The following is a 21,366-nucleotide window of genomic DNA, read 5'->3' on the forward strand; positions in this document are numbered from 1 at the left end:
AGCTCTCTCTTTTTACCATCACCCAACACCTTTCGCTGTAAACGGCGGTTTCGCAAACCAAACCAATACCGTAAGTAAGATAAAAGCAATAGCCGCCATACGGAAAATCTCATTTGCAGAAATTGAAAGTGATTGCTGAGTTATTTCATTATTAATTTCATTAAGAACCCCTGAAAGCGAACCATAGTATTTATCCATAATTTGTGACGATGAATTAAACACGGGGTTAAATTGATCGATGGTTGCTGTCAACTGACTATGGTGTAACGATTCGCGTCGTCCCCACAGCGTCATTGTCAACGACGTACCAACTGATCCTGACAAGGTACGAAAAAAATTACTCATACTCGAGGCATTAGCAAATTTATTATCTGGCAAACCTGAAAACGAAATCGTTGTTAAGGGTAAAAAGAAACAGGCGACGGCGAATCCCTGAAAAAACTGTGGCAAAATGATGCCTGTAAAATCAATCGTTGGCATAAATGTCACAGAACGCCAGTAATAGCAAACCGCATACATCAAAAAACTAAATGTCACTAACAACCGCATGTCTATTTTGTTGCCATAACGTCCTATCAAAGGTGAAATTAATAGTGGCATGATGCCGATGGGCGCATAAGCAAGTCCGGCCCATATCGCATTATACCCCATCGTTTCCTGGAGTAACTGCGGCATAAGGACGATCGCCCCAGAGTAAAATAAATATGCGCATGTGATACTCACAATACCAATGGTGAAATTACGGGACTTAAATAAACTGAGATCAAGAATCGGATTCTCTGAGGTCGACTCCCAAATGACTAAAGAAATCAGAGAAATAACTGACACTACTGTTAGTATTATTATTGTACTCGAGTTGAACCAATCCAGATCGCGCCCTTTATCAAGCATTATCTGCAAGCCACCAACACCGAGCACTAACAGGGTCAGTCCTGGTAGATTCATTTTGACCGGTGAAGTCTCAGTTTCTCTTCCTTTAAGTAAGGTTAAGCATAATGTCAGGACGATAATCCCCATTGGGACATTGATTAAAAATATCCAACCCCAGCTAAAGTTATCGCAAATGTAGCCACCCAATATCGGCCCACATATCGGAGCGATAATTACGGTCATTGACCATAATGCCAGAGCAAATGTTCTTTTTTCTGGCGGATAATTCCTTAATAATAAACTCTGTGACAGTGGAATTAACGGCCCCGCCATTAATCCCTGAACGACTCTAAAAAATATCAGCACATCAAGATTGGTCGATAAACTACACATTAAGGAAGACAGCGAAAAAAAAGTGACTGAAAGTAAAAATAACCTTAATTCGCCTATTCTTTGTGCCAGCCTGCCGGTAACAGGGATCGCAATGGCATTTGCTACGCCAAACGAAGTGATAACCCAGGTGCCTTCGTCTGTTGATGCTCCCAGAAAGCCAGATATTGTCGGTATTGCGACGTTAGAAATAGTGGAATCCAACATTTGCATAAACGTCGCTAATGACAATGCAATAGTAACGCACCATAACGTCCCACCGGTTAATGGTGCCGGAGTTGATTTAGTGATTGCCATTAAAGTTGTCCATTATGCGAAATAATGTTGCTAATTTCTTTTTCTATCGGACTGGTATCGATAACTAAAGCCTTACTGGTATAAGCAGGCATGGACGTCACGGTTGAAGCCAGCTCAGGCATCTCGGCAATGTCTTCGTTCTTCGTATCAATAGTTGCTGTCATCGATAAACCAATACGTAAGGGATGTTCCATGAGTTCTTTTGGATCAAGAGAAACTTCAACCGGTACACGCTGAACGATTTTGATCCAGTTCCCTGTCGCATTTTGTGCAGGTAATAAGGAGAACGCATTGCCGGTTCCCATATTGATCCCTGTCACCCGACCATGAAACACAACATTTTCACCATAAAGATCGCTGATAATATTGACCGATTGACCAATCCGCACATCCGTGAGTTGTGTTTCTTTAAAGTTGGCATTAACCCACATTTGACGTGCCGGTACGACAGCCATTAACGATTGTCCGGGACTCACTGTTTCGCCGACCTGAACGCTTCTCTGGGCAATATAGCCGGTAACAGGACTCTTAATATCCGTACGTTTAAGCGCTAACCAGGCTTCTTTGGTTGCATCCGCCGCTTCAACGACTTGTGGCTGACGGTTTAATGGTGTGTTCATTACTAAAGCTTTATTCGCTTTATAAGCCTGGATAGCGGCATTCAATGCCGCTTTGCTACTTATTAACGTATCTTTGGTATGCTCCAGCGTTTCTTTTGAAATAACCCCCTGCTTCGCTAAAGGTACACGACGGTTATAATCTTCTAAAGATTGTTGATACTGAATACGAGCTGAAGCGACTTCGGCACTGTATTGTTTATCCTGTAAGTACAGTTTATTCGTTTGCCGAACAATATTTGCCAGATTATTTTTAGCTTTATTGAGTGCGATAGTGGCATCAGTTTTATCTAGTGAAACTAAAATGTCACCCTGTCGAACGTAGTTCGTATCTTTATGATTAACGACAGTGACACTACCTGAGACTTGTGCAGAAATTGGATCTGCATTCCCCGTGACATAGGCGTCATCTGTACTAATCATGTCTTCTAATTCCATTGACCAATAGGCATAGGCACCTGAAAACGCAATAAATAAAACTACCGCCAATAAAGAAAAGTATTTTCTTCTGTTAGAATGTTTTTTATTTGAATTAATCTGTTCCACTATTATCTCTCATTTCGCATAGATGAAATTTATGAATTGAATGAAAAGAGTATTCATTCTTCATATCAAACACAGTGCATGTGTTGCACATTATCCCAGGAACGTTGGAGGCCTAATTTAAATGAGGTGCAAAAGAAACAACAGAGGACTAAACCGTGGCTTTTGCAATAAAATTCTTACGCCTGTAGGATTAGTGAGAAGACTTATAGTGCCAATGTGAAACTATAAATCATCGGTACAATCCCTGATTTTATTGTTGACATTTCATTTATGCCGACTATTTATATGGTATACTTGTCGAATTATCTTAAAGGAAGCTCAAATTTTCTTATTTTTATTGAGAAAGTGAGATGATGCCTTATGTCTGTATTACTACAGGGAGAAGGGAGATGCTTCATTGCAAAGGGAATAATCTATGAACGCAATAATTATTGATGACCATCCTCTTGCTATCGCAGCTATTCGTAATTTATTGATCAAAAACGATATTGAAATCTTAGCAGAGTTGACTGAAGGCGGAAGTGCCGTTCAGCGGGTGGAAACACTTAAGCCTGATATCGTCATCATTGATGTCGATATCCCCGGAGTTAACGGTATCCAGGTGTTAGAAACGCTGAGGAAGCGCCAATATAGCGGAATTATTATTATCGTCTCCGCTAAAAATGACCATTTTTACGGGAAACATTGTGCTGATGCTGGCGCTAATGGTTTCGTGAGTAAAAAAGAAGGCATGAACAATATCATTGCGGCTATTGAAGCTGCAAAAAATGGCTACTGCTATTTCCCCTTCTCTCTCAACCGGTTTGTTGGAAGTTTAACGTCCGACCAGCAAAAACTCGACTCCTTATCGAAACAAGAAATTAGTGTCATGCGATATATTCTTGATGGCAAGGATAATAATGACATTGCTGAAAAAATGTTCATCAGCAACAAAACTGTCAGCACGTATAAAAGTCGCCTGATGGAAAAATTAGAATGTAAATCACTGATGGATCTTTACACATTCGCACAACGTAACAAAATCGGCTAACCACATGAAGTTTTTACCCTATATTTTTCTTCTCTGTTGTGGTCTTTGGTCGACCATAAGTTTCGCAGACGAAGATTACATCGAATATCGTGGCATCAGTAGTAACAACCGTGTCACGCTTGATCCACTACGTCTGAGCAACAAGGAATTACGTTGGTTAGCGAGCAAAAAAAATCTTGTGATTGCAGTACACAAGTCCCAAACGGCTACTTTGTTGCATACCGATTCGCAGCAACGGGTTCGTGGTATTAATGCTGATTATTTAAATCTGTTAAAAAGAGCATTAAATATCAAATTAACACTACGGGAATACGCAGATCATCAAAAAGCAATGGACGCGCTGGAAGAAGGTGAAGTCGATATAGTGTTATCACATTTAGTTGCTTCGCCGCCTCTTAATGATGACATTGCTGCAACCAAACCGCTGATAATTACCTTTCCGGCGCTGGTCACCACCCTTCACGATTCAATGAGACCGCTTACCTCATCAAAACCAGTAAATATTGCTCGGGTAGCAAATTACCCTCCAGACGAGGTAATTCATCAATCATTTCCAAAAGCAACAATTATCTCTTTTACAAATTTATATCAGGCATTAGCATCCATCTCAGCCGGACAGAATGATTACTTTATTGGTAGTAACATTATTACCAGCAGTATGATTTCCCGCTATTTCACTCACTCCTTAAATGTAGTGAAATATTATAACTCACCGCGTCAATATAATTTTTTCTTGACCAGAAAAGATTCAGTCGTTCTTAATGAAGTACTCAATCGATTTGTTGATGCTTTAACAAATGAAGTTCGCTATGAAGTATCACAAAATTGGCTTGATACAGGAAACCTGGCCTTTCTGAACAAACCATTAGAACTCACTGAACATGAAAAACAGTGGATTAAGCAGCATCCCGATTTAAAGGTGCTGGAAAATCCTTACTCGCCACCCTATTCTATGACAGATGAAACTGGCTCAGTTCGGGGCGTGATGGGTGATATTCTTAATATTATTACCTTGCAAACAGGTTTAAATTTTTCTCCGATCACCGTTTCACACAATATTCATGCGGGGACACAGCTTAACCCCGGTGGATGGGATATATTGCCCGCCGCTATTTATAGTGAAGATAGAGAAAATAATGTTTTATTTGCTGAAGCCTTCATAACAACGCCTTACGTTTTTGTCATGCAAAAAGCGCCTGACAGTGAACAAACATTAAAAAAAGGAATGAAAGTTGCCATTCCCTATTATTATGAGCTTCATTCGCAATTAAAAGAGATGTATCCGGAGGTAGAGTGGATAAAAGTCGATAACGCCAGCGCTGCATTTCACAAGGTCAAGGAAGGCGAACTTGATGCTCTGGTCGCGACACAGTTAAATTCACGTTACATGATCGACCATTACTATCCTAATGAACTTTATCATTTTCTTATTCCCGGCGTTCCGAATGCATCGCTTTCGTTCGCTTTTCCTCGCGGAGAACCGGAACTTAAGGATATTATTAATAAAGCACTGAATGCAATTCCCCCAAGCGAAGTTCTGCGCCTGACGGAAAAATGGATTAAAATGCCCAATGTGACCATTGACACATGGGACCTCTATAGCGAGCAATTTTATATTGTCACGACATTATCCGTTTTATTAGTTGGCAGTAGCCTTTTATGGGGATTCTACCTGTTACGCTCAGTTCGTCGTCGTAAAGTCATTCAGGGTGATTTAGAAAACCAAATATCATTCCGAAAAGCACTCTCGGATTCCTTACCGAATCCAACTTATGTTGTAAACTGGCAAGGTAATGTCATTAGTCATAATAGTGCTTTTGAACATTATTTCACTGCGGATTACTACAAAAATGCAATGTTACCATTAGAAAACAGTGACTCACCCTTTAAAGATGTTTTTTCTAATGCGCATGAAGTCACAGCAGAAACGAAAGAAAATCGAACAATATACACACAGGTATTTGAAATTGATAATGGCATCGAGAAAAGATGCATTAATCACTGGCATACATTATGCAATCTGCCAGCCAGCGATCATGCTGTTTATATTTGTGGTTGGCAAGATATTACCGAGACGCGTGATTTAATTCATGCACTCGAAGTAGAGAGAAATAAAGCGATCAATGCAACTGTCGCAAAAAGCCAGTTTCTGGCAACAATGAGTCACGAAATAAGAACACCAATAAGCTCCATTATGGGCTTCCTGGAACTTTTGTCGGGTTCTGGTCTTAGCAAGGAGCAACGGGTGGAGGCGATTTCACTTGCCTACGCCACCGGACAATCACTCCTCGGCTTAATTGGTGAAATCCTTGATGTCGACAAAATTGAGTCGGGTAACTATCAACTTCAACCACAATGGGTCGATATCCCTACTTTAGTCCAGAACACTTGTCACTCTTTCGGTGCGATTGCTGCAAGCAAATCCATCGCATTAAGTTGCAGCAGTAAGTTTCCTGAACATTACCAGGTTAAGATCGACCCTCAGGCGTTTAAGCAGGTCTTATCTAATTTACTGAGCAATGCTCTCAAATTTACCACCGAGGGGGCAGTAAAAATTACGACCTCCCTGGGTGACATTGATGACAACCACGCTGTTATCAAAATGACGATTATGGATTCTGGAAGTGGATTATCGCAGGAAGAACAACAACAACTGTTTAAACGCTATAGCCAAACAAGTGCAGGTCGTCAGCAAACAGGTTCTGGTTTAGGCTTAATGATCTGCAAAGAATTAATTAAAAACATGCAGGGCGATTTGTCATTAGAAAGTCATCCAGGCATAGGAACGACATTTACGATCACAATCCCGGTAGAAATTACCCAACAAGTGGCGACTGTCGAGGCAAAAGCAGAACAACCTATGACACTCCCTGAAAAGTTGAGTATATTAATCGCGGATGATCATCCGACCAACAGGCTATTACTCAAACGCCAGCTAAACCTATTAGGATATGATGTTGATGAAGCCACTGATGGTGTGCAAGCGCTACACAAAGTCAGTATGCAACATTATGATCTGCTTATTACTGACGTTAATATGCCGAATATGGATGGTTTTGAGTTGACTCGCAAACTCCGTGAGCAAAATTCTTCCTTACCTATCTGGGGGCTTACAGCCAACGCACAGGCTAACGAACGTGAAAAAGGGTTAAATTGCGGCATGAACTTATGTTTGTTCAAACCGTTGACCCTGGATGTACTGAAAACACATTTAAGTCAGTTACACCAGGTTGCGCATATTGCACCTCAGTATCGCCACCTTGATATCGAGGCCCTGAAAAATAATACGGCGAACGATCTACAACTGATGCAGGAGATTCTCATGACTTTCCAGCATGAAACGCATAAAGATCTACCCGCTGCGTTTCATGCACTAGAAGCTGGCGACAACAGAATTTTCCATCAGTGTATTCATCGCATCCACGGTGCGGCTAACATCCTGAATTTGCAAAAGTTGATTAATCTTAGCCATCAGTTAGAAATAACGCCCGTTTCAGATGACAGCAAGCCTGAAATTCTTAAGTTGCTGAACTCTGTTAAAGAACACATTGCAGAGTTAGACCAGGAGATTGCTGTTTTCTGTCAACAAAATGACTAAATAGCGGCTCCCACAATATTCAAATGTGGGAGCTATTTACCAGCACATCTTACATTTATGATGAGAACTCCTGGCGAATTTGTTCCCCATGTTGGTCGAGCGTTGCCGCTCCCGGCATAACATGCGGGTCCGCGCAGCCGCTGATTTTTATCGGATTACCTGGCATCATTATTCCCCCGGCTTCAATCAACATATTTCTCGCCTGAGTTTGTGGCAAATTAATGGCCTCAGCCACACTTAATAACGGCGCGACGGGCACACCAACTTCATGTATTTTGGCTAACCAAACTTCAGCTGCCTGCGTTTTTAACGTTCGCTCAATATATTGTTTAAGAATAGCCTGGTTTTGTACGCGTAAAATATTGCTGCTAAATCGGGGATCATTAACCAGTTCCGTAAGCTCCAGTGCCTGACATAACGCAGAAAAAAGCTTGTCATTACCACAACAAATAGTAATCGGCTTATCCTGAGTATCAAAAACATCAAAAGGTGCCATGTAGGGATGGCGATTTCCCAGGCGTTGTGGTGACTTCCCTGTCGCAATATATGCCATCAGACCATGCTCCAGAAAACTCAGCGTGGCATCAAACATCGCTATATCGACATGCGCCCCTCTCTGGCTCTTTTCGCGGCCATAAAGTGCACTCACTATTCCGCTGAATAAATAGACACCGCCACATAAATCCGCAAGAGAGGTACCCACGCGCACTGGCGGAGCATCAGGGTACCCTGTTTCCATCATTATCCCGCTCATTGCCTGAATAATGGTATCGTAGGCAGGAGCATCTTTTAACGGACCGGTATGCCCGAAACCCGACGATGAAGCATATATGAGGCGCGGGTTGATTTCTTGTAACCTTTCCCATGAAAACCCCAGTTTTTCCATTGTACCTGGGCGAAAATTCTCAGCTAATACATCCGCTTGTTTAAGCATATTTATAAATATGCTTTTATCGTGATCATTCTTTAAATCAAGAACCACACTCTCTTTGCCATGATTAATAAAACTGTAATAGAGTGACTGTCCATCCACATAGGGACCAAATGTGCGGGTATCATCACCATGACCTGGCGGCTCAACTTTAATTACCCTTGCGCCCATATTACAAAGAAGTTGAGTTCCGAAAGGCCCATTAAGGACATGCGTCATATCGATAACTAATAAGCCTTCAAACGGCCCTTTACATTCATTATTGGTCATTTGCTTATACCTTGAAAAAAGCCGAAGGTGAAAAGACACTTCGGCATTTATGTAAAATCAATAACATGATTAATTATGAAACCAGTCGACTGACATAAATCCACAAGGGAGCCGTGACGACAAAACCCAGTACGCTCACAGCCAATGACGCTGTACCAGTGCGGGTGTAGACATTAAACCGACTGGCAATAATGATTCCGGAGAATGCCGGCGGTAAAGCGCCTGCCAGTACCATCATCTGCAAATGTTCGCTGTTCAAATGACATGCCATACCAACGAGAAGCAGCGCCAGTGGCATCAGAATCAGCTTCAGGAAGGTGTTATAAGCAATTTCGGCACTGAACTCGAATTTATGTGCAGCCAGAGTCAACCCCGCAGCGAATACCGCTACCCCTGAGTTAGCCTTCGCAATCAGATTAAAGGTTGGGTCCCATGCTGCCGGAATTTTTACCCCAACCAACACCAGGATCGTTGCCAGAACAGGTGCCCATACTACTGGCTCCTTTGCCGCAGAAATTAATGCGCTCAGATTACTATTCTTCTTACCATCCGCTCCTGAGGAAGGATTCAGCAAATACAGACCAATAGGAATAGTAATTGCGTTAACAATAATAGAAATAATTGCTACCACTAAACCTGTTGATACGGAATCACCATAAATAGGGTCGAGAACTGCAAACCCCAGGAATCCGATGGTAGGTGAGCCTGCAATTAATGCACATACTGCTGCTTCTGCATGGGTACGTTTAAAAAATTTGTAGCAACCAAACCAGGAGAAAAAGAAACATCCGACAATAACCACAAGTGATACAAGGGTCAGGCGAGTGTCCGCAAAAATCATTTCCCTGTTTGCCCGGGTAATAGAAACAAATAGGGCCGCAGGAAGAGCGTAGTTTAATACCAGTTTATTAAATGCCCGAGCTTGATCTTCTGAAAAAGTTTCTCGTCTGCCGCTAAAATAACCCAACAGCATGATTACGATAATAGGCAATAAATCGCCAATAAAAAATGTTAGCATAATAGTATTTCCGATAAGGGTCCCCTCACCATCGATAATGAGTTGGCAAGAGGAGACGATGTCAGTATTTAATTACCAGCGACTTGTTTTGGGTTAAGTTTGGTAATATGGCCACTTTCAGTTCCTGCTGCAGGGTCGATGACCACATTAATAATGGTCGGTTTGCGCGACTGAATACCGGTAGTTAAAGCATGACGAAGTTCATCTGTCGTGGTGACGTTATAACCAACGCCACGAAACGCATCCATTAATTTGTCATACCTTGCATGGTGCAATAGATCTGTTGGTGATGGTGCACCAGCGCCACTGAGATCAACACCGTCTCCTCTGTAGATGCCGCCATTATTAAAAATAACGATCGTCACCGGCAGGTTATATCGACAAATCGTTTCAATCTCCATCCCACTGAAACCAAAAGCACTATCACCTTCAATGGCGACAACCGGAGAACCAGAGGTCACGCTAGCACCGATGGCATAGCCCATACCGATGCCCATGACACCCCAGGTGCCACAATCCAGACGACGACGTGGTTTATACATATCAATAATATTTCGTGCATTATCCAGGGTATTTGCCCCTTCATTAACTAAATAAATATCCTGGTTCTCACGCAATACATCGCGCACAGCACTCAATGCATTAAAGTAATTTAATGGTTGGGTATCTGTACTTAACTTTTCATGCATTTTTTGCGCATTTTGCTGCTTGTGGATATTTAAAATATCGCGCCACACCAGCGGAGTCGTAAATGTGTTTTGTTTCAATTCTGCCAGCATACCTTGCATACTGGATGCAATATCGCCAACGACTGGCACAGCAATGGGGCGGTTGCTGTCAATTTCCTGCGGTTCAATATCCAGTTGAATAAACTGTGTATCTGCCGCCCATCCTTTTTTACCGTGCGCCAGTAACCAATTCAGTCGTGCACCAACAAGCATGACAACGTCAGCATTTGCCAGGGCAAACGAACGCGCAGCTGCCGCAGAAAGTGGATGCGTATCTTCCAGGATCCCTTTCGCCATAGACATTGGCAGGAATGGAATCTGGGCACTTTCAATAAATTCACGAAGCTGTTCATCAGCTTGTGAATACGCCGCGCCTTTGCCAAGGATAACTAATGGACGTTCAGCTTTTGCTAAAAGCGAAATTGCGCTAGTGACTGACTTCGGGCATGGCAATAATGCTGGCGACGGATTTTCAACTTTAACAATCGTGGTTAACGCTTCGTCTTTTTCCATCGTCGCGGCCAGGACATTTGCTGGTAAATCAAGATAAACTCCGCCAGGGCGACCCGATACTGAGACCCGGATAGCGCGTGCCAATGCAATGCCAAGATCCTGCGGCTGATTAACGCGGAATGCTGCTTTGGCATACGGTTTTGCCGCATTCATTTGGTCCAGCTCTTCATAATCACCTTGCTGTAGGTCGACGATCGCGCGGTCGCTGGAGCCGCTAATCATGATCATCGGAAAACCATTTACCGTTGCGTTGGCCAATGCGGTCAAACCATTGAGGAATCCTGGCGCAGACACTGTCAGGCAGATCCCCGGTTTTTGGGTAAGAAAACCGCTTGCCGCAGCGGCATAGCCTGCCGACTGCTCATGACGAAAACCAATATAACGAATGCCTTCCGCCTGGGCATGGCGCGCCATATCCGTCACAGGAATACCTACAACACCATAAATAGTGTCAATATCATTCTGTTTTAATGCTTCAACGATGATATGCATACCATCTGTCATTTGAAGTTGATCTGACATGATTAATAACCTCGAAATTTTTATAAATTGGGAGCCAGAAGCCCCCGTTAATATCAGATGGCGTGGTTTTGCTTCATTGCAGCAATTTCATCGTCGCTATAACCCAGCTCCTGCAATACAGCAGCGGTATGTTCACCTAATAGCGGCGCAGCTTTAATATCCGGCGTAAAGGCAGAGAATTTCATTGGACAACCAACTGTCAGATATTTTCCACGCAACGGTTGTTCCACTTCGACGACACTGCCACTTTGGCGCAAAGAGGGATCAAGTGAAATTTCTTTCATACTTAAAACCGGTGCGCAAGGAATATCAAACTGAGTCAAATAGGCCACCGCTTCATGTTTATCAATAGTGACAGTGTATTTTTCGATTTCAGCAAAAATATCGAAAATATGTGGCTGTCGGGCATGGGCTGTACTGTATGCCGGATCGGTAATCCAATCTGGTTTGCCGATGGCTTTACAGGTGTTTTCCCAGTTTTGCTCCTGAATAGTGAAATAAATATAGGCGTTAGGATCGGTTTCCCAGCCTTTACATTTCAGGATCCAGCCAGGCTGACCGCCACCACCCGCATTACCTCCGCGGGGAACTGCATCACCAAATGTGCCATTCGGATACTGCGGGTATTCTTCCAGATAACCCAATTTATCGAGACGCTGCTGGTCGCGTAATTTCACGCGGCAAAGGTTCAATACGGCATCCTGCATTGACATGGTAACTCGTTGACCACGCCCCGTTTTTTCGCGATGCAGCAAAGCAGCAAGTAAACCGATCAGCAAATGCATTCCGGTGTTGCTGTCACCCAACGCTGCAGCGCTTACCAGCGGCGGGCCGTCCCAAAAACCTGTAGTGGATGCCGCACCACCCGCTGCCTGAGCAACGTTTTCATAGGCTTTTACATTCACATAAGGCGAACACTCATCAAACCCTTTGATCGAACCAAAAATCAAACGTGGATTGATTTCTTGAATATGCTCCCAGGTGAAGCCCATGTGATCAATGGCCCCTGGATGAAAGTTCTCGACTAAGATATCAGCTTCGCGGATCAGCTTTTCCATTACCTCTTTGCCTTCCGCTGTTTTGGTATTTAATTCAATAGAACGTTTGTTACTGTTAAGCATGGTGAAGTAAAGCGCATCGATATCAGGAATATCTCGCAGCTGGTGACGCGTTACGTCACCAACGCCGGGACGTTCAATTTTAATGACGTCAGCGCCAAACCAGGCCAGCATTTGAGTACAAGATGGGCCAGATTGCACACCGGTGAAATCGAGAACTTTAATTCCTTGAAGTGGAGTTGACATAGCAATACCTATTAGTTAATTAAATATATGTTAATTTAGCGTTTATTTAAGGCATAACGCCCTCTATAAATAATCCGCAAAATATCGTCGTAGCTGCACTCGATATTTTTAAATTCCTGTATCAAGTGCTGAAAATCATTTCATCGCCACTTCCAATTCCTTTCTGCATGGTAAGTAGTGAGGACGAAAAGAAGAATATGATAAATATTGGTTCGCGGTAATCAGAGAGAGCCGCGACATTTGTGATGTTATTCTTACAACTGTAAGAAGCGCCGGTGATTTACAAGTAAGGGTATGATTACGCCTTTTAAAGCGTACCATAAAACATAACATAATAAATGATTTGTGATGACACGGGATTATTGCGGTTTACTTTGAGGAAGATAAAATGCGAGTTTATAGAACCGCGAGCGCCAAATAATTTTATGACCACAACCTGTCGTATTGTGGTCATAAAAAATTGTCGGCTGGAGGGAGTTAAATCCTTTACCTCAATATACTGCCTGTCAGCGTTAGTTCACAAACAGTGCTTCGCTATCGACGATGATTCCATCTTCCGCACCTTTAAGCGCCAGGTTTGCCTCGTAGTATTGCTTTTTATCAAGCAGTTTCTGCGCATCAGCAAGTGCATTACGAGTCTGTTTGAGCGGCATCAGATATTGGTTTTCCATTACGCCAACACCGGCCAGGCGCAGCTCTTCCATTGCGCCCTTTTTATCCCCTTTCGCCATTTTTTCGTTGGCAATTTTTATCGCGGCTTCTTTTTCGGGTGTCGCTACATAACTCTCAGAAATTCCGACAGATGCATTAATGACAATATATTGGTCATCATTGACATTGGTCTTTTTACCTGGCTTAGCGAACTTTGCCCATTCGGTACTGTCATCTGACAACAAAGCTGAAGCTTCATTGGTCAGTTCTTTTGCCTTTTCCGGATCGCCATGAAACAGAGCCAGGCGCGCTACCTGCACGTCACGCATCGCATATAAACCTTGTTCAGAGATACGCTCTGCTGCTGCCGTTTTCTGGGTTTGCTGAACTTGCTGAGTTTGCTGTTGTGCCGCTACCGGTGCATTATCAGCCGCCCATACAGTTGAAGATGCCAGAATTGCTGTGACCATCGTAGCCATAATTAAACGTTTCATACTTACCTCATTCTTTAACAGTTTTAGAAAACGCCGCCATCATATTGGGTGAGCATGAAATGAGAAATCAGAGAGCAACGGTCATTTTGAAAGGGTTATCTTACAGTTGTAGTTATTATCGCAAGAAGTATTTTAGTCTTACAATTGTAGGAATATGCTTCCTGTCGCAGAGAACTATTCTTATATACCACAAAGAGATGTCATTTATTATATCGATGTAAATACTGATTAATTAAATGTAAATACAGCCATAACATCGTAGGTTCTCAGTGAGCCATTCTCAGGATAACTTTCTATGAAAGTAAACTTAATGCTTTTTAGCTTATTTTTATTGGTCTCTATTATGGCATGCAATGTTTTTGCATTTTCCATTTCTGGTGGTGGAAGTGAGACGAGCTATAAAGAGACAGAAAAAACGTCAGTGATGACGACAACTCATTCTACAAAACTTCAGCCATCACAGGCGATTTTGTTTAAGATGAGAGAAGATGCGCCACCATTAAATCTCACAGAAGACATCACGCCCCCTTTTCCGACAAAGGCGAATTATCTTATTCATCCTGTGCGATAGCGTCTGTCACATGGCAGGTGAACAATCATATCTGTTGATGATGTGAGCACCTGCCCAAATGATCCATCCTGAACTACTACCGCCTGCCATACCCCACCATAAAGCGAATCATCAAGCCACAAGCCGGGGCAAGAAACATAAATATCCCCGTCACTAGTTCATTACCGCCTGTTAACCACATGGTGAAGTAGTAAATGAGTGCAGCGAGGATCACCATGCCGAAGAAAGAAGAGACCGCCGAGACCACGTTCAGTACCTGACCGATGTATCCGCTTACGCAGACAATACACAGGGCGAGAAACATCCATAAATAAATCATAGCTCAACCTCCTGCCGCGCTAAAAAACCTGTAACTTCAGTCACTTTAATAGTAAGACAATCCTTAACCTCTGGCAATTTTTGCTAAGCATCAATGAAAACAGCATGTTAAATGCAAGACTGTTGCGTACGGAAAAATATTTACTTTGCACGATTAATAATCAGTAGCTGAAAGCAGTCAGCCAGTGATAAAGTACAGATACCGCATTCATGCTCCTCGTGGTTATGTCCTGACTAGTCTTTACACTCTTTACAGGAACCATTGTCGTACATGATGGCCCAACCAATTGAGTGTACCGCTGTCGACATGGAATCTTCTGCGATACAACAATTCGTATCTACAGAAGGTAACTATGTTTCCACAATGCAAATTTTCCCGCGAGTTTCTACATCCTCGCTACTGGCTCACATGGTTTGGGCTTGGTGTACTCTGGCTTTGGGTACAGCTTCCTTATCCTGTTCTCTGCTTTCTCGGCACGCGTATTGGCGCAATAGCGCGACCATTCCTGAAACGGCGTGAATCTATCGCCCGTAAAAACCTGGAACTTTGTTTCCCACAGCATTCTGCGGAAGAACGCGAGAAGATGATTGCCGAAAACTTTCGTTCACTCGGCATGGCGCTGGTAGAAACCGGCATGGCGTGGTTCTGGCCCGACAGTCGCGTACGTAAATGGTTTGATGTTGAAGGGTTGGATAACCTTAAACGCGCACAAATGCAAAATCGCGGCGTAATGGTTGTCGGCGTCCATTTTATGTCGCTGGAACTGGGCGGCCGCGTGATGGGACTGTGCCAACCAATGATGGCTACCTATCGTCCACATAATAATCAGCTGATGGAATGGGTGCAGACCCGTGGGCGCATGCGCTCTAACAAAGCGATGATCGGCAGAAATAATCTGCGCGGCATTGTCGGTGCACTGAAGAAAGGTGAAGCGGTATGGTTTGCTCCCGATCAGGATTATGGTCGTAAAGGCAGCTCCTTCGCGCCGTTCTTTGCGGTGGAAAATGTCGCCACAACCAATGGTACGTATGTCCTTTCACGTCTCTCTGGCGCAGCCATGTTAACCGTAACGATGGTAAGAAAAGCGGATTACAGCGGATATCGTTTGTACATCACCCCAGAGATGGAAGGCTACCCGGCAGATGAAAATCAAGCCGCTGCCTATATGAACAAGATTATCGAAAAAGAGATCATGCGCGCACCGGAGCAGTACCTCTGGATCCACCGTCGCTTTAAAACGCGCCCGGTGGGAGAATCGTCGCTATACATTTAACAAACTGCTCTTACTCTTTCCCTCCTCAAATCAGCCATAATAACCTCATGGTTTTTATGGCTTTTTTCTTAAGGTTTTTTCCTTCGCTGAATCTCTAATTATTACCGTCAGAAATTAAACTGTCGCCGATATGAGACACCTGTAAGTTACTAAAAGTAAATAAGAAAATGCCTCTTGTCTCGTTTCAGTTTTAGGCGTACATTAGCGCCGTCTGGAGCAGTTTAGCTCAGAATTCTGGGGTGATGCCCACGGTAAAATACAGGACTTTTAAGGTCGTTTTGCCCGGTGTCAACTCACTGTATCAGGTGTAATGAAGTCATTCAGGCGTAACAGTAATTACGCGGAGAGATGTAAAGTGAAATATTTCTTTATGGGCATTTCTTTTATGGTCATCGTTTGGGCCGGTACTTTTGCCCTGATGATCTAAAAGCAAACTGTGCAATGAAAAACAGGAGCCATCAGGCTCCTGTTTGCATTTTTGAGGTCGGTGTTTATTCCGCGTTTTCGTGAATATGTTTGCTGCTGGCGGGTAGTAAACCATCGGCACGGAACATCGCTTTAATCCCACGAATCGCCTGACGAATACGGTCGCGGTTTTCAATCAGTGCAAAGCGAACATGCGTGTCGCCGTAGTCGCCAAAGCCAATCCCCGGAGAGACACAGACCTTCGCTTCGTTCAGCAGCTTCTTGGCAAATTCCAGCGAGCCCATGGCAGCATACGGTTCCGGGATTTTCGCCCAGACATACATCGAAGCCTTCGGCATTTCGACCATCCAGCCCGCTTCATGCAGCCCTTTTACCAGTACATCACGGCGGCGTTTGTACTGTTCAGCAATGTCGCGCACGCACTGTTGATCGCCCTCCAGCGCCGCAATCGCTGCCACCTGCAACGGCGTAAAGGTGCCGTAATCGTGATAGCTTTTAATACGTGCCAGCGCGCTGACCAGCGTTTTGTTGCCAACCATAAAGCCGATACGCCAGCCCGCCATGTTGTAGCTTTTCGACAGCGTAAAGAACTCGACCGCCACATCGCGTGCACCCGGCACCTGCATGATTGACGGCGCTTTCCAGCCATCGTAGACGATATCGGCATAGGCCAGGTCATGGACCACCAGCACATCGTAGCGTTTCGCCAGCGCCACAACCTTCTCAAAGAATTCCAGCTCCACGCATTGCGCGGTTGGATTCGACGGGAAGCCGAGGATCATCATCTTCGGTTTCGGATAACTTTCGCGAATGGCGCGTTCCAGTTCGTTGAAGAAATCGACACCTTCCACCAGCGGCACTGAGCGTACCTGCGCCCCGGCAATCACCGCGCCGTAAATATGAATCGGGTAGCTTGGATTAGGCACCAGTACAGTGTCACCATGATCCAGCGTCGCCAGCATCAGATGCGCCAGTCCCTCTTTCGAACCAATGGTGACGATGGCTTCTGATTCCGGGTCGATCTCGACGTCGTAGCGATCCTGATACCAGCGGGAAATGGCGCGACGTAACCGCGGAATGCCGCGTGAAGTAGAGTAACCATGCGTGTCCGGTCGCTGGGCCACCGTACATAATTTTTCGACGATATGCGGCGGAGTCGCACCGTCCGGGTTACCCATACTGAAATCGATAATATCTTCGCCGCGCCGACGCGCAGCCATTTTCAGTTCAGCGGTAATATTAAAAACGTAGGGCGGGAGACGATCAATGCGCGTAAAGCGACGTTCAAGGCGAGTGTCAGCCATAATTTCCTCAGATTAACGTTAGCGCCCGGACCGTCCGAGCGACGCTGCCACGATGGTGGCTGTTTTGAAAATAGCCTGATTAATTTCTGTCTGTCCAGCGTTTTAGAACATTTTTATCAATGGCTTTAAATGAGGAACTCCACTTCAAAAACAGGAAATTTATCTGCGCTAACAAGAAAATTACCACTCATTTTATTAACATTATAATTTCAATAAATTTACCAAGCAGATGTGCATTATCAAGAGATGCATTGCTAATACACCATTTATCTTTCAATCCCCTTTTAAAATTGTGGTTTTTCCTCAAAAACGGCCTGCTGGTCATCAGCCTTCAGGTTACCTATCATAGAGGTTTAATCCTTATTCAGAGTCACCCGTGCACGAAATATTCAACATGCTGCTGGCGGTCTTCGATCGGGCAGCGTTAATGCTTATCTGCCTGTTCTTTCTCATCCGTATCCGCCTGTTTCGCGAACTGTTGCACAAGTCGGCACACTCACCGAAAGAGCTGCTCGCCGTTACCGCCATTTTCTCGCTGTTCGCCCTGTTCAGCACCTGGTCCGGCGTTCCCGTAGAAGGCTCGCTGGTGAACGTACGTATTATCGCGGTGATGTCAGGCGGGATTCTTTTTGGCCCGTGGGTAGGCATTATTACCGGCGTGATCGCAGGTATTCACCGGTATTTAATTGATATCGGCGGCGTGACGGCGATCCCCTGCTTTATCACCAGCATTCTGGCGGGTTGTATATCGGGCTGGATCAACCTGAAAATCCCCAAAGCACAGCGCTGGCGCGTCGGTATTCTCGGCGGCATGTTATGTGAAACGTTGACCATGATTCTGGTGATTGTCTGGGCACCAACTACCGCGTTGGGGATCGATATCGTCTCTAAAATCGGGATTCCAATGATCCTCGGTAGCGTCTGTATCGGCTTTATTGTGCTGCTGGTGCAAAGCGTTGAGGGCGAAAAAGAGGCCAGCGCCGCGCGGCAGGCCAAGCTGGCGCTGGATATCGCCAACAAAACGCTGCCGCTGTTTCGCCATGTCAATAGCGAGTCATTACGCAAAGTTTGTGAAATTATCCGCGATGATATTCATGCCGATGCGGTGGCGATTACCAATACCGATCATGTGCTGGCCTATGTTGGCGTGGGTGAACACAACTATCAGAATGGCGATGACTTCATTAGCCCGACTACCCGACAGGCGATGAATTACGGAAAAATCATCATTAAAAACAATGATGAAGCCCACCGCACACCAGAGATTCATTCCATGCTGGTGATCCCATTGTGGGAGAAAGGCGTTGTGACCGGAACACTGAAAATTTACTACTGCCACGCGCATCAGATTACGTCATCATTACAGGAAATGGCGGTCGGTCTGTCGCAAATCATCTCCACGCAACTGGAGGTTTCACGCGCCGAGCAGCTACGTGAAATGGCAAATAAGGCAGAGCTTCGCGCCCTGCAAAGCAAAATTAATCCCCATTTCCTGTTTAACGCTTTGAACGCTATTTCATCGTCGATCCGTCTGAATCCGGATACCGCTCGCCAGCTGATCTTTAATCTGTCGCGTTATCTACGCTATAACATTGAATTAAAAGACGATGAGCAAATCGATATCAAAAAAGAGCTGTATCAAATTAAAGACTATATTGCCATTGAGCAGGCCCGCTTTGGCGACAAGCTGACGGTTATCTATGATATTGATGAAGAGGTGAATTGCTGCATTCCCAGCCTGCTGATCCAACCGTTGGTGGAGAACGCCATTGTCCACGGTATTCAGCCTTGCAAAGGTAAAGGCGTTGTCACCATCAGCGTTGCAGAGTGCGGTAATCGGGTACGCATTGCGGTGCGGGATACCGGGCACGGCATCGATCCAAAAGTCATTGAGCGGGTCGAAGCGAACGAAATGCCGGGCAATAAAATTGGCCTGCTGAATGTCCATCATCGCGTGAAGTTATTGTATGGCGAGGGACTGCATATCCGCCGTCTGGAACCAGGAACGGAAATTGCGTTTTACATTCCTAACCAACGCACCCCTGTCGCCTCACAGGCTACGTTATTGCTTTGAGCCGGAGTGATATTGTGAAAGTCATCATTGTTGAAGACGAATTCCTGGCACAACAGGAACTGAGCTGGCTAATTAAAGAGCACAGCCAGATGGAGATTGTCGGCACCTTTGACGACGGTCTGGACGTGTTGAAGTTTTTGCAGCATAACCGCGTCGACGCCATTTTTCTGGATATCAATATTCCGTCGCTGGACGGTGTGTTGCTGGCGCAAAACATCAGCCAGTTCGCCCATAAACCGTTTATTGTGTTCATCACCGCGTGGAAAGAACATGCGGTAGAAGCGTTTGAACTGGAAGCGTTTGACTACATTCTCAAACCGTATCAGGAGTCACGCATTACCGGGATGCTGCAAAAACTGGAAGCGGCCTGGCAGCAACAGCAGACCAGCAGTACGCCTGCCACGACGGTAACGCGTGAGAATGACACCATTAATCTGGTGAAAGATGAGCGAATAATCGTCACGCCAATTAACGATATCTATTACGCCGAAGCGCACGAGAAAATGACCTTTGTCTATACGCGGCGTGAATCCTACGTAATGCCGATGAACATTACCGAGTTTTGCAGCAAGCTGCCGCCATCGCATTTTTTCCGCTGCCATCGCTCATTTTGTGTCAATCTGAACAAAATCCGCGAGATCGAACCGTGGTTTAATAACACCTATATTCTGCGGCTGAAAGATCTGGATTTTGAAGTGCCAGTCAGCCGCAGCAAAGTTAAAGAATTCCGCCAGTTAATGCATCTTTAATCGGGAACTTTCATGAAAGCACCAGGCTTGCCCGCCGATCAACAATTTTTCGCCGATCTGTTCAGCGGCCTGGTGCTTAACCCGCAACTACTGGGGCGCGTCTGGTTTGCCAGCCAGCCTGCCTCGTTACCGGTGGGCAGTTTATGTATTGATTTTCCCCGTCTGGATATCGTGCTGCGCGGCGAATACGGCAATCTGCTGGAAGCAAAGCAGCAACGTATGGTTGAAGGAGAAATGCTGTTTATTCCAGCGCGCGCGGCTAATTTACCGATCAACAACAAACCGGTGATGCTGTTAAGCCTGGTGTTCGCACCGACCTGGCTTGGGTTATCGTTTTACGATAGCCGTACCACGTCGTTGTTGCATCCTGCTCGCCAGATCCAACTTCCCAGCCTGCAACGCGGCGAAGGTGAAGCAATGCTTACTGCCCTCACCCATCTTAGCCGTTCGCCGCTGGAGCAGAATATCATTCAGCCGCTGGTGTTAAGTTTGCTGCATCTTTGCCGCAACGTGGTGAATATGCCGCCGGGTAATTCGCAGCCGCGCGGAGATTTTCTTTATCACAGCATTTGTAACTGGGTTCAGGATAATTATGCCCAGCCGCTCACCCGTGAGAGCGTGGCGCTGTTTTTTAATATCACGCCCAATCATCTGTCAAAACTGTTTGCGCAGCATGGAACAATGCGTTTTATCGAATATGTGCGTTGGGTGCGAATGGCGAAGGCGAGGATGATTTTGCAGAAATATCATCTGTCGATTCATGAAGTGGCGCAGCGTTGCGGCTTTCCGGACAGCGACTATTTTTGTCGCGTCTTCCGGCGTCAGTTTGGCCTGACGCCAGGAGAGTACAGCGCCCGTTTTCAGGGCTAAC

Annotated in this window: 17 protein-coding genes; 8 read left to right on the forward strand and 9 right to left on the reverse strand. The window is 44.9% G+C overall.

Annotated elements, in window-relative coordinates; all coding sequences use genetic code 11:
* Positions 1 to 18: 18 nt before the first annotated feature.
* Both emrY and emrK read right to left on the reverse strand, forming a co-directional pair.
* Positions 19 to 1,557 carry a multidrug efflux MFS transporter permease subunit EmrY gene (gene emrY / locus ACJHXB_RS22245; protein ID WP_001018714.1) on the reverse strand — a complete coding sequence of 513 codons (1,539 nt, stop codon included), beginning with the start codon at positions 1,555 to 1,557 and terminating at the stop codon, positions 19 to 21.
* On the reverse strand, positions 1,557 to 2,720 hold the full coding sequence (gene emrK, locus ACJHXB_RS22250; protein ID WP_000435167.1) for a multidrug efflux MFS transporter periplasmic adaptor subunit EmrK: 1,164 nt from the start codon (positions 2,718 to 2,720) through the stop codon (positions 1,557 to 1,559). The genes emrY and emrK overlap by 1 nt, the downstream gene beginning before the upstream one ends.
* 415 nt (positions 2,721 to 3,135) lie before the next feature.
* Here emrK and evgA point away from each other — a divergent pair, with 415 nt between their 5' ends.
* Together evgA and evgS are read left to right on the forward strand one after the other, a co-directional pair.
* Positions 3,136 to 3,750 carry an acid-sensing system DNA-binding response regulator EvgA gene (gene evgA / locus ACJHXB_RS22255; protein ID WP_000991370.1) on the forward strand — a complete coding sequence of 205 codons (615 nt, stop codon included), beginning with the start codon at positions 3,136 to 3,138 and terminating at the stop codon, positions 3,748 to 3,750.
* A 4-nt stretch (positions 3,751 to 3,754) separates the two neighbouring features.
* Entirely contained in the window at positions 3,755 to 7,348 is a 3,594-nt protein-coding gene (evgS, locus tag ACJHXB_RS22260; protein ID WP_001469086.1) for an acid-sensing system histidine kinase EvgS, read from the forward strand.
* Positions 7,349 to 7,403: 55 nt separating this feature from the next.
* On the opposite strand, the gene yfdE is transcribed toward evgS, so the two are convergent.
* The 5 genes from yfdE to ACJHXB_RS22285 form a co-directional block, all read right to left on the reverse strand.
* Positions 7,404 to 8,549, reverse strand: coding sequence for a CoA:oxalate CoA-transferase (gene yfdE, locus ACJHXB_RS22265; RefSeq protein WP_001469085.1), 1,146 nt, complete (start codon positions 8,547 to 8,549; stop codon positions 7,404 to 7,406).
* 73 nt (positions 8,550 to 8,622) lie between these two features.
* Positions 8,623 to 9,567, reverse strand: a complete 945-nt coding sequence (yfdV, locus tag ACJHXB_RS22270) for a transporter YfdV (RefSeq protein WP_000955028.1) — start codon at positions 9,565 to 9,567, stop codon at positions 8,623 to 8,625.
* 68 nt (positions 9,568 to 9,635) lie between these two features.
* Positions 9,636 to 11,330, reverse strand: coding sequence for an oxalyl-CoA decarboxylase (gene oxc, locus ACJHXB_RS22275; protein ID WP_001283464.1), 1,695 nt, complete (start codon positions 11,328 to 11,330; stop codon positions 9,636 to 9,638).
* 53 nt (positions 11,331 to 11,383) lie between these two features.
* Positions 11,384 to 12,634, reverse strand: coding sequence for a formyl-CoA transferase (gene frc, locus ACJHXB_RS22280; protein ID WP_000106757.1), 1,251 nt, complete (start codon positions 12,632 to 12,634; stop codon positions 11,384 to 11,386).
* Positions 12,635 to 13,146: 512 nt separating this feature from the next.
* A complete protein-coding gene (locus ACJHXB_RS22285) occupies positions 13,147 to 13,779 on the reverse strand; it encodes a YfdX family protein (RefSeq protein WP_000825608.1) in 633 nt (210 codons plus the stop codon).
* Between the two features lie 295 nt (positions 13,780 to 14,074).
* Between ACJHXB_RS22285 and ypdI the strand changes: the two genes are divergently transcribed.
* Positions 14,075 to 14,350, forward strand: a complete 276-nt coding sequence (gene ypdI, locus ACJHXB_RS22290) for a colanic acid biosynthesis lipoprotein YpdI (RefSeq protein WP_000867670.1) — start codon at positions 14,075 to 14,077, stop codon at positions 14,348 to 14,350.
* A gap of 76 nt (positions 14,351 to 14,426) precedes the next feature.
* Here ypdI and ACJHXB_RS22295 read toward each other — a convergent pair whose 3' ends face one another.
* Positions 14,427 to 14,669: a YfdY family protein gene (locus tag ACJHXB_RS22295; RefSeq protein WP_000639883.1), complete on the reverse strand. Its 243-nt coding sequence runs from the start codon at positions 14,667 to 14,669 to the stop codon at positions 14,427 to 14,429.
* A gap of 352 nt (positions 14,670 to 15,021) precedes the next feature.
* Here ACJHXB_RS22295 and lpxP point away from each other — a divergent pair, with 352 nt between their 5' ends.
* Both lpxP and ypdK read left to right on the forward strand, forming a co-directional pair.
* On the forward strand, positions 15,022 to 15,942 hold the full coding sequence (gene lpxP / locus ACJHXB_RS22300; protein WP_000484395.1) for a kdo(2)-lipid IV(A) palmitoleoyltransferase: 921 nt from the start codon (positions 15,022 to 15,024) through the stop codon (positions 15,940 to 15,942).
* A gap of 355 nt (positions 15,943 to 16,297) precedes the next feature.
* On the forward strand, positions 16,298 to 16,369 hold the full coding sequence (gene ypdK, locus ACJHXB_RS22305) for a membrane protein YpdK (RefSeq protein WP_010723117.1): 72 nt from the start codon (positions 16,298 to 16,300) through the stop codon (positions 16,367 to 16,369).
* Between the two features lie 64 nt (positions 16,370 to 16,433).
* On the opposite strand, the gene alaC is transcribed toward ypdK, so the two are convergent.
* Positions 16,434 to 17,672, reverse strand: coding sequence for an alanine transaminase (alaC, locus tag ACJHXB_RS22310; protein WP_000785900.1), 1,239 nt, complete (start codon positions 17,670 to 17,672; stop codon positions 16,434 to 16,436).
* Between the two features lie 376 nt (positions 17,673 to 18,048).
* Here alaC and ypdA point away from each other — a divergent pair, with 376 nt between their 5' ends.
* Genes ypdA through ACJHXB_RS22325 form a run of 3 tightly spaced genes read left to right on the forward strand, consistent with a single transcriptional unit; the run spans position 18,049 to position 21,365 of the window.
* Positions 18,049 to 19,746 (forward strand): two-component system sensor histidine kinase YpdA, encoded by a 1,698-nt coding sequence (gene ypdA / locus ACJHXB_RS22315; protein ID WP_000544359.1) that lies wholly within the window; start codon positions 18,049 to 18,051, stop codon positions 19,744 to 19,746.
* A 14-nt stretch (positions 19,747 to 19,760) separates the two neighbouring features.
* Positions 19,761 to 20,495, forward strand: coding sequence for a two-component system response regulator YpdB (ypdB, locus tag ACJHXB_RS22320; RefSeq protein ID WP_001298580.1), 735 nt, complete (start codon positions 19,761 to 19,763; stop codon positions 20,493 to 20,495).
* A 12-nt stretch (positions 20,496 to 20,507) separates the two neighbouring features.
* Entirely contained in the window at positions 20,508 to 21,365 is an 858-nt protein-coding gene (locus ACJHXB_RS22325) for an AraC family transcriptional regulator (protein ID WP_000646842.1), read from the forward strand.
* Position 21,366 lies beyond the last annotated feature (1 nt).

The organism is Escherichia sp. WS3227_2, from assembly GCF_046486495.1.
Lineage (GTDB): Bacteria > Pseudomonadota > Gammaproteobacteria > Enterobacterales > Enterobacteriaceae > Escherichia > Escherichia coli.

Excerpts from the sequence above, each read along its gene's own strand:
- emrY (WP_001018714.1), bottom strand. The coding sequence starts at position 1,557 with ATGGCAATCACTAAATCAACTCCGGCACCATTAACCGGTGGGACGTTA.
- evgA (WP_000991370.1), top strand. The coding sequence starts at position 3,136 with ATGAACGCAATAATTATTGATGACCATCCTCTTGCTATCGCAGCTATT.
- evgS (WP_001469086.1), top strand. The coding sequence starts at position 3,755 with ATGAAGTTTTTACCCTATATTTTTCTTCTCTGTTGTGGTCTTTGGTCG.
- yfdE (WP_001469085.1), bottom strand. The coding sequence starts at position 8,549 with ATGACCAATAATGAATGTAAAGGGCCGTTTGAAGGCTTATTAGTTATC.
- yfdV (WP_000955028.1), bottom strand. The coding sequence starts at position 9,567 with ATGCTAACATTTTTTATTGGCGATTTATTGCCTATTATCGTAATCATG.
- oxc (WP_001283464.1), bottom strand. The coding sequence starts at position 11,330 with ATGTCAGATCAACTTCAAATGACAGATGGTATGCATATCATCGTTGAA.
- frc (WP_000106757.1), bottom strand. The coding sequence starts at position 12,634 with ATGTCAACTCCACTTCAAGGAATTAAAGTTCTCGATTTCACCGGTGTG.
- ACJHXB_RS22285 (WP_000825608.1), bottom strand. The coding sequence starts at position 13,779 with ATGAAACGTTTAATTATGGCTACGATGGTCACAGCAATTCTGGCATCT.
- ypdI (WP_000867670.1), top strand. The coding sequence starts at position 14,075 with ATGAAAGTAAACTTAATGCTTTTTAGCTTATTTTTATTGGTCTCTATT.
- ACJHXB_RS22295 (WP_000639883.1), bottom strand. The coding sequence starts at position 14,669 with ATGATTTATTTATGGATGTTTCTCGCCCTGTGTATTGTCTGCGTAAGC.
- lpxP (WP_000484395.1), top strand. The coding sequence starts at position 15,022 with ATGTTTCCACAATGCAAATTTTCCCGCGAGTTTCTACATCCTCGCTAC.
- alaC (WP_000785900.1), bottom strand. The coding sequence starts at position 17,672 with ATGGCTGACACTCGCCTTGAACGTCGCTTTACGCGCATTGATCGTCTC.
- ACJHXB_RS22325 (WP_000646842.1), top strand. The coding sequence starts at position 20,508 with ATGAAAGCACCAGGCTTGCCCGCCGATCAACAATTTTTCGCCGATCTG.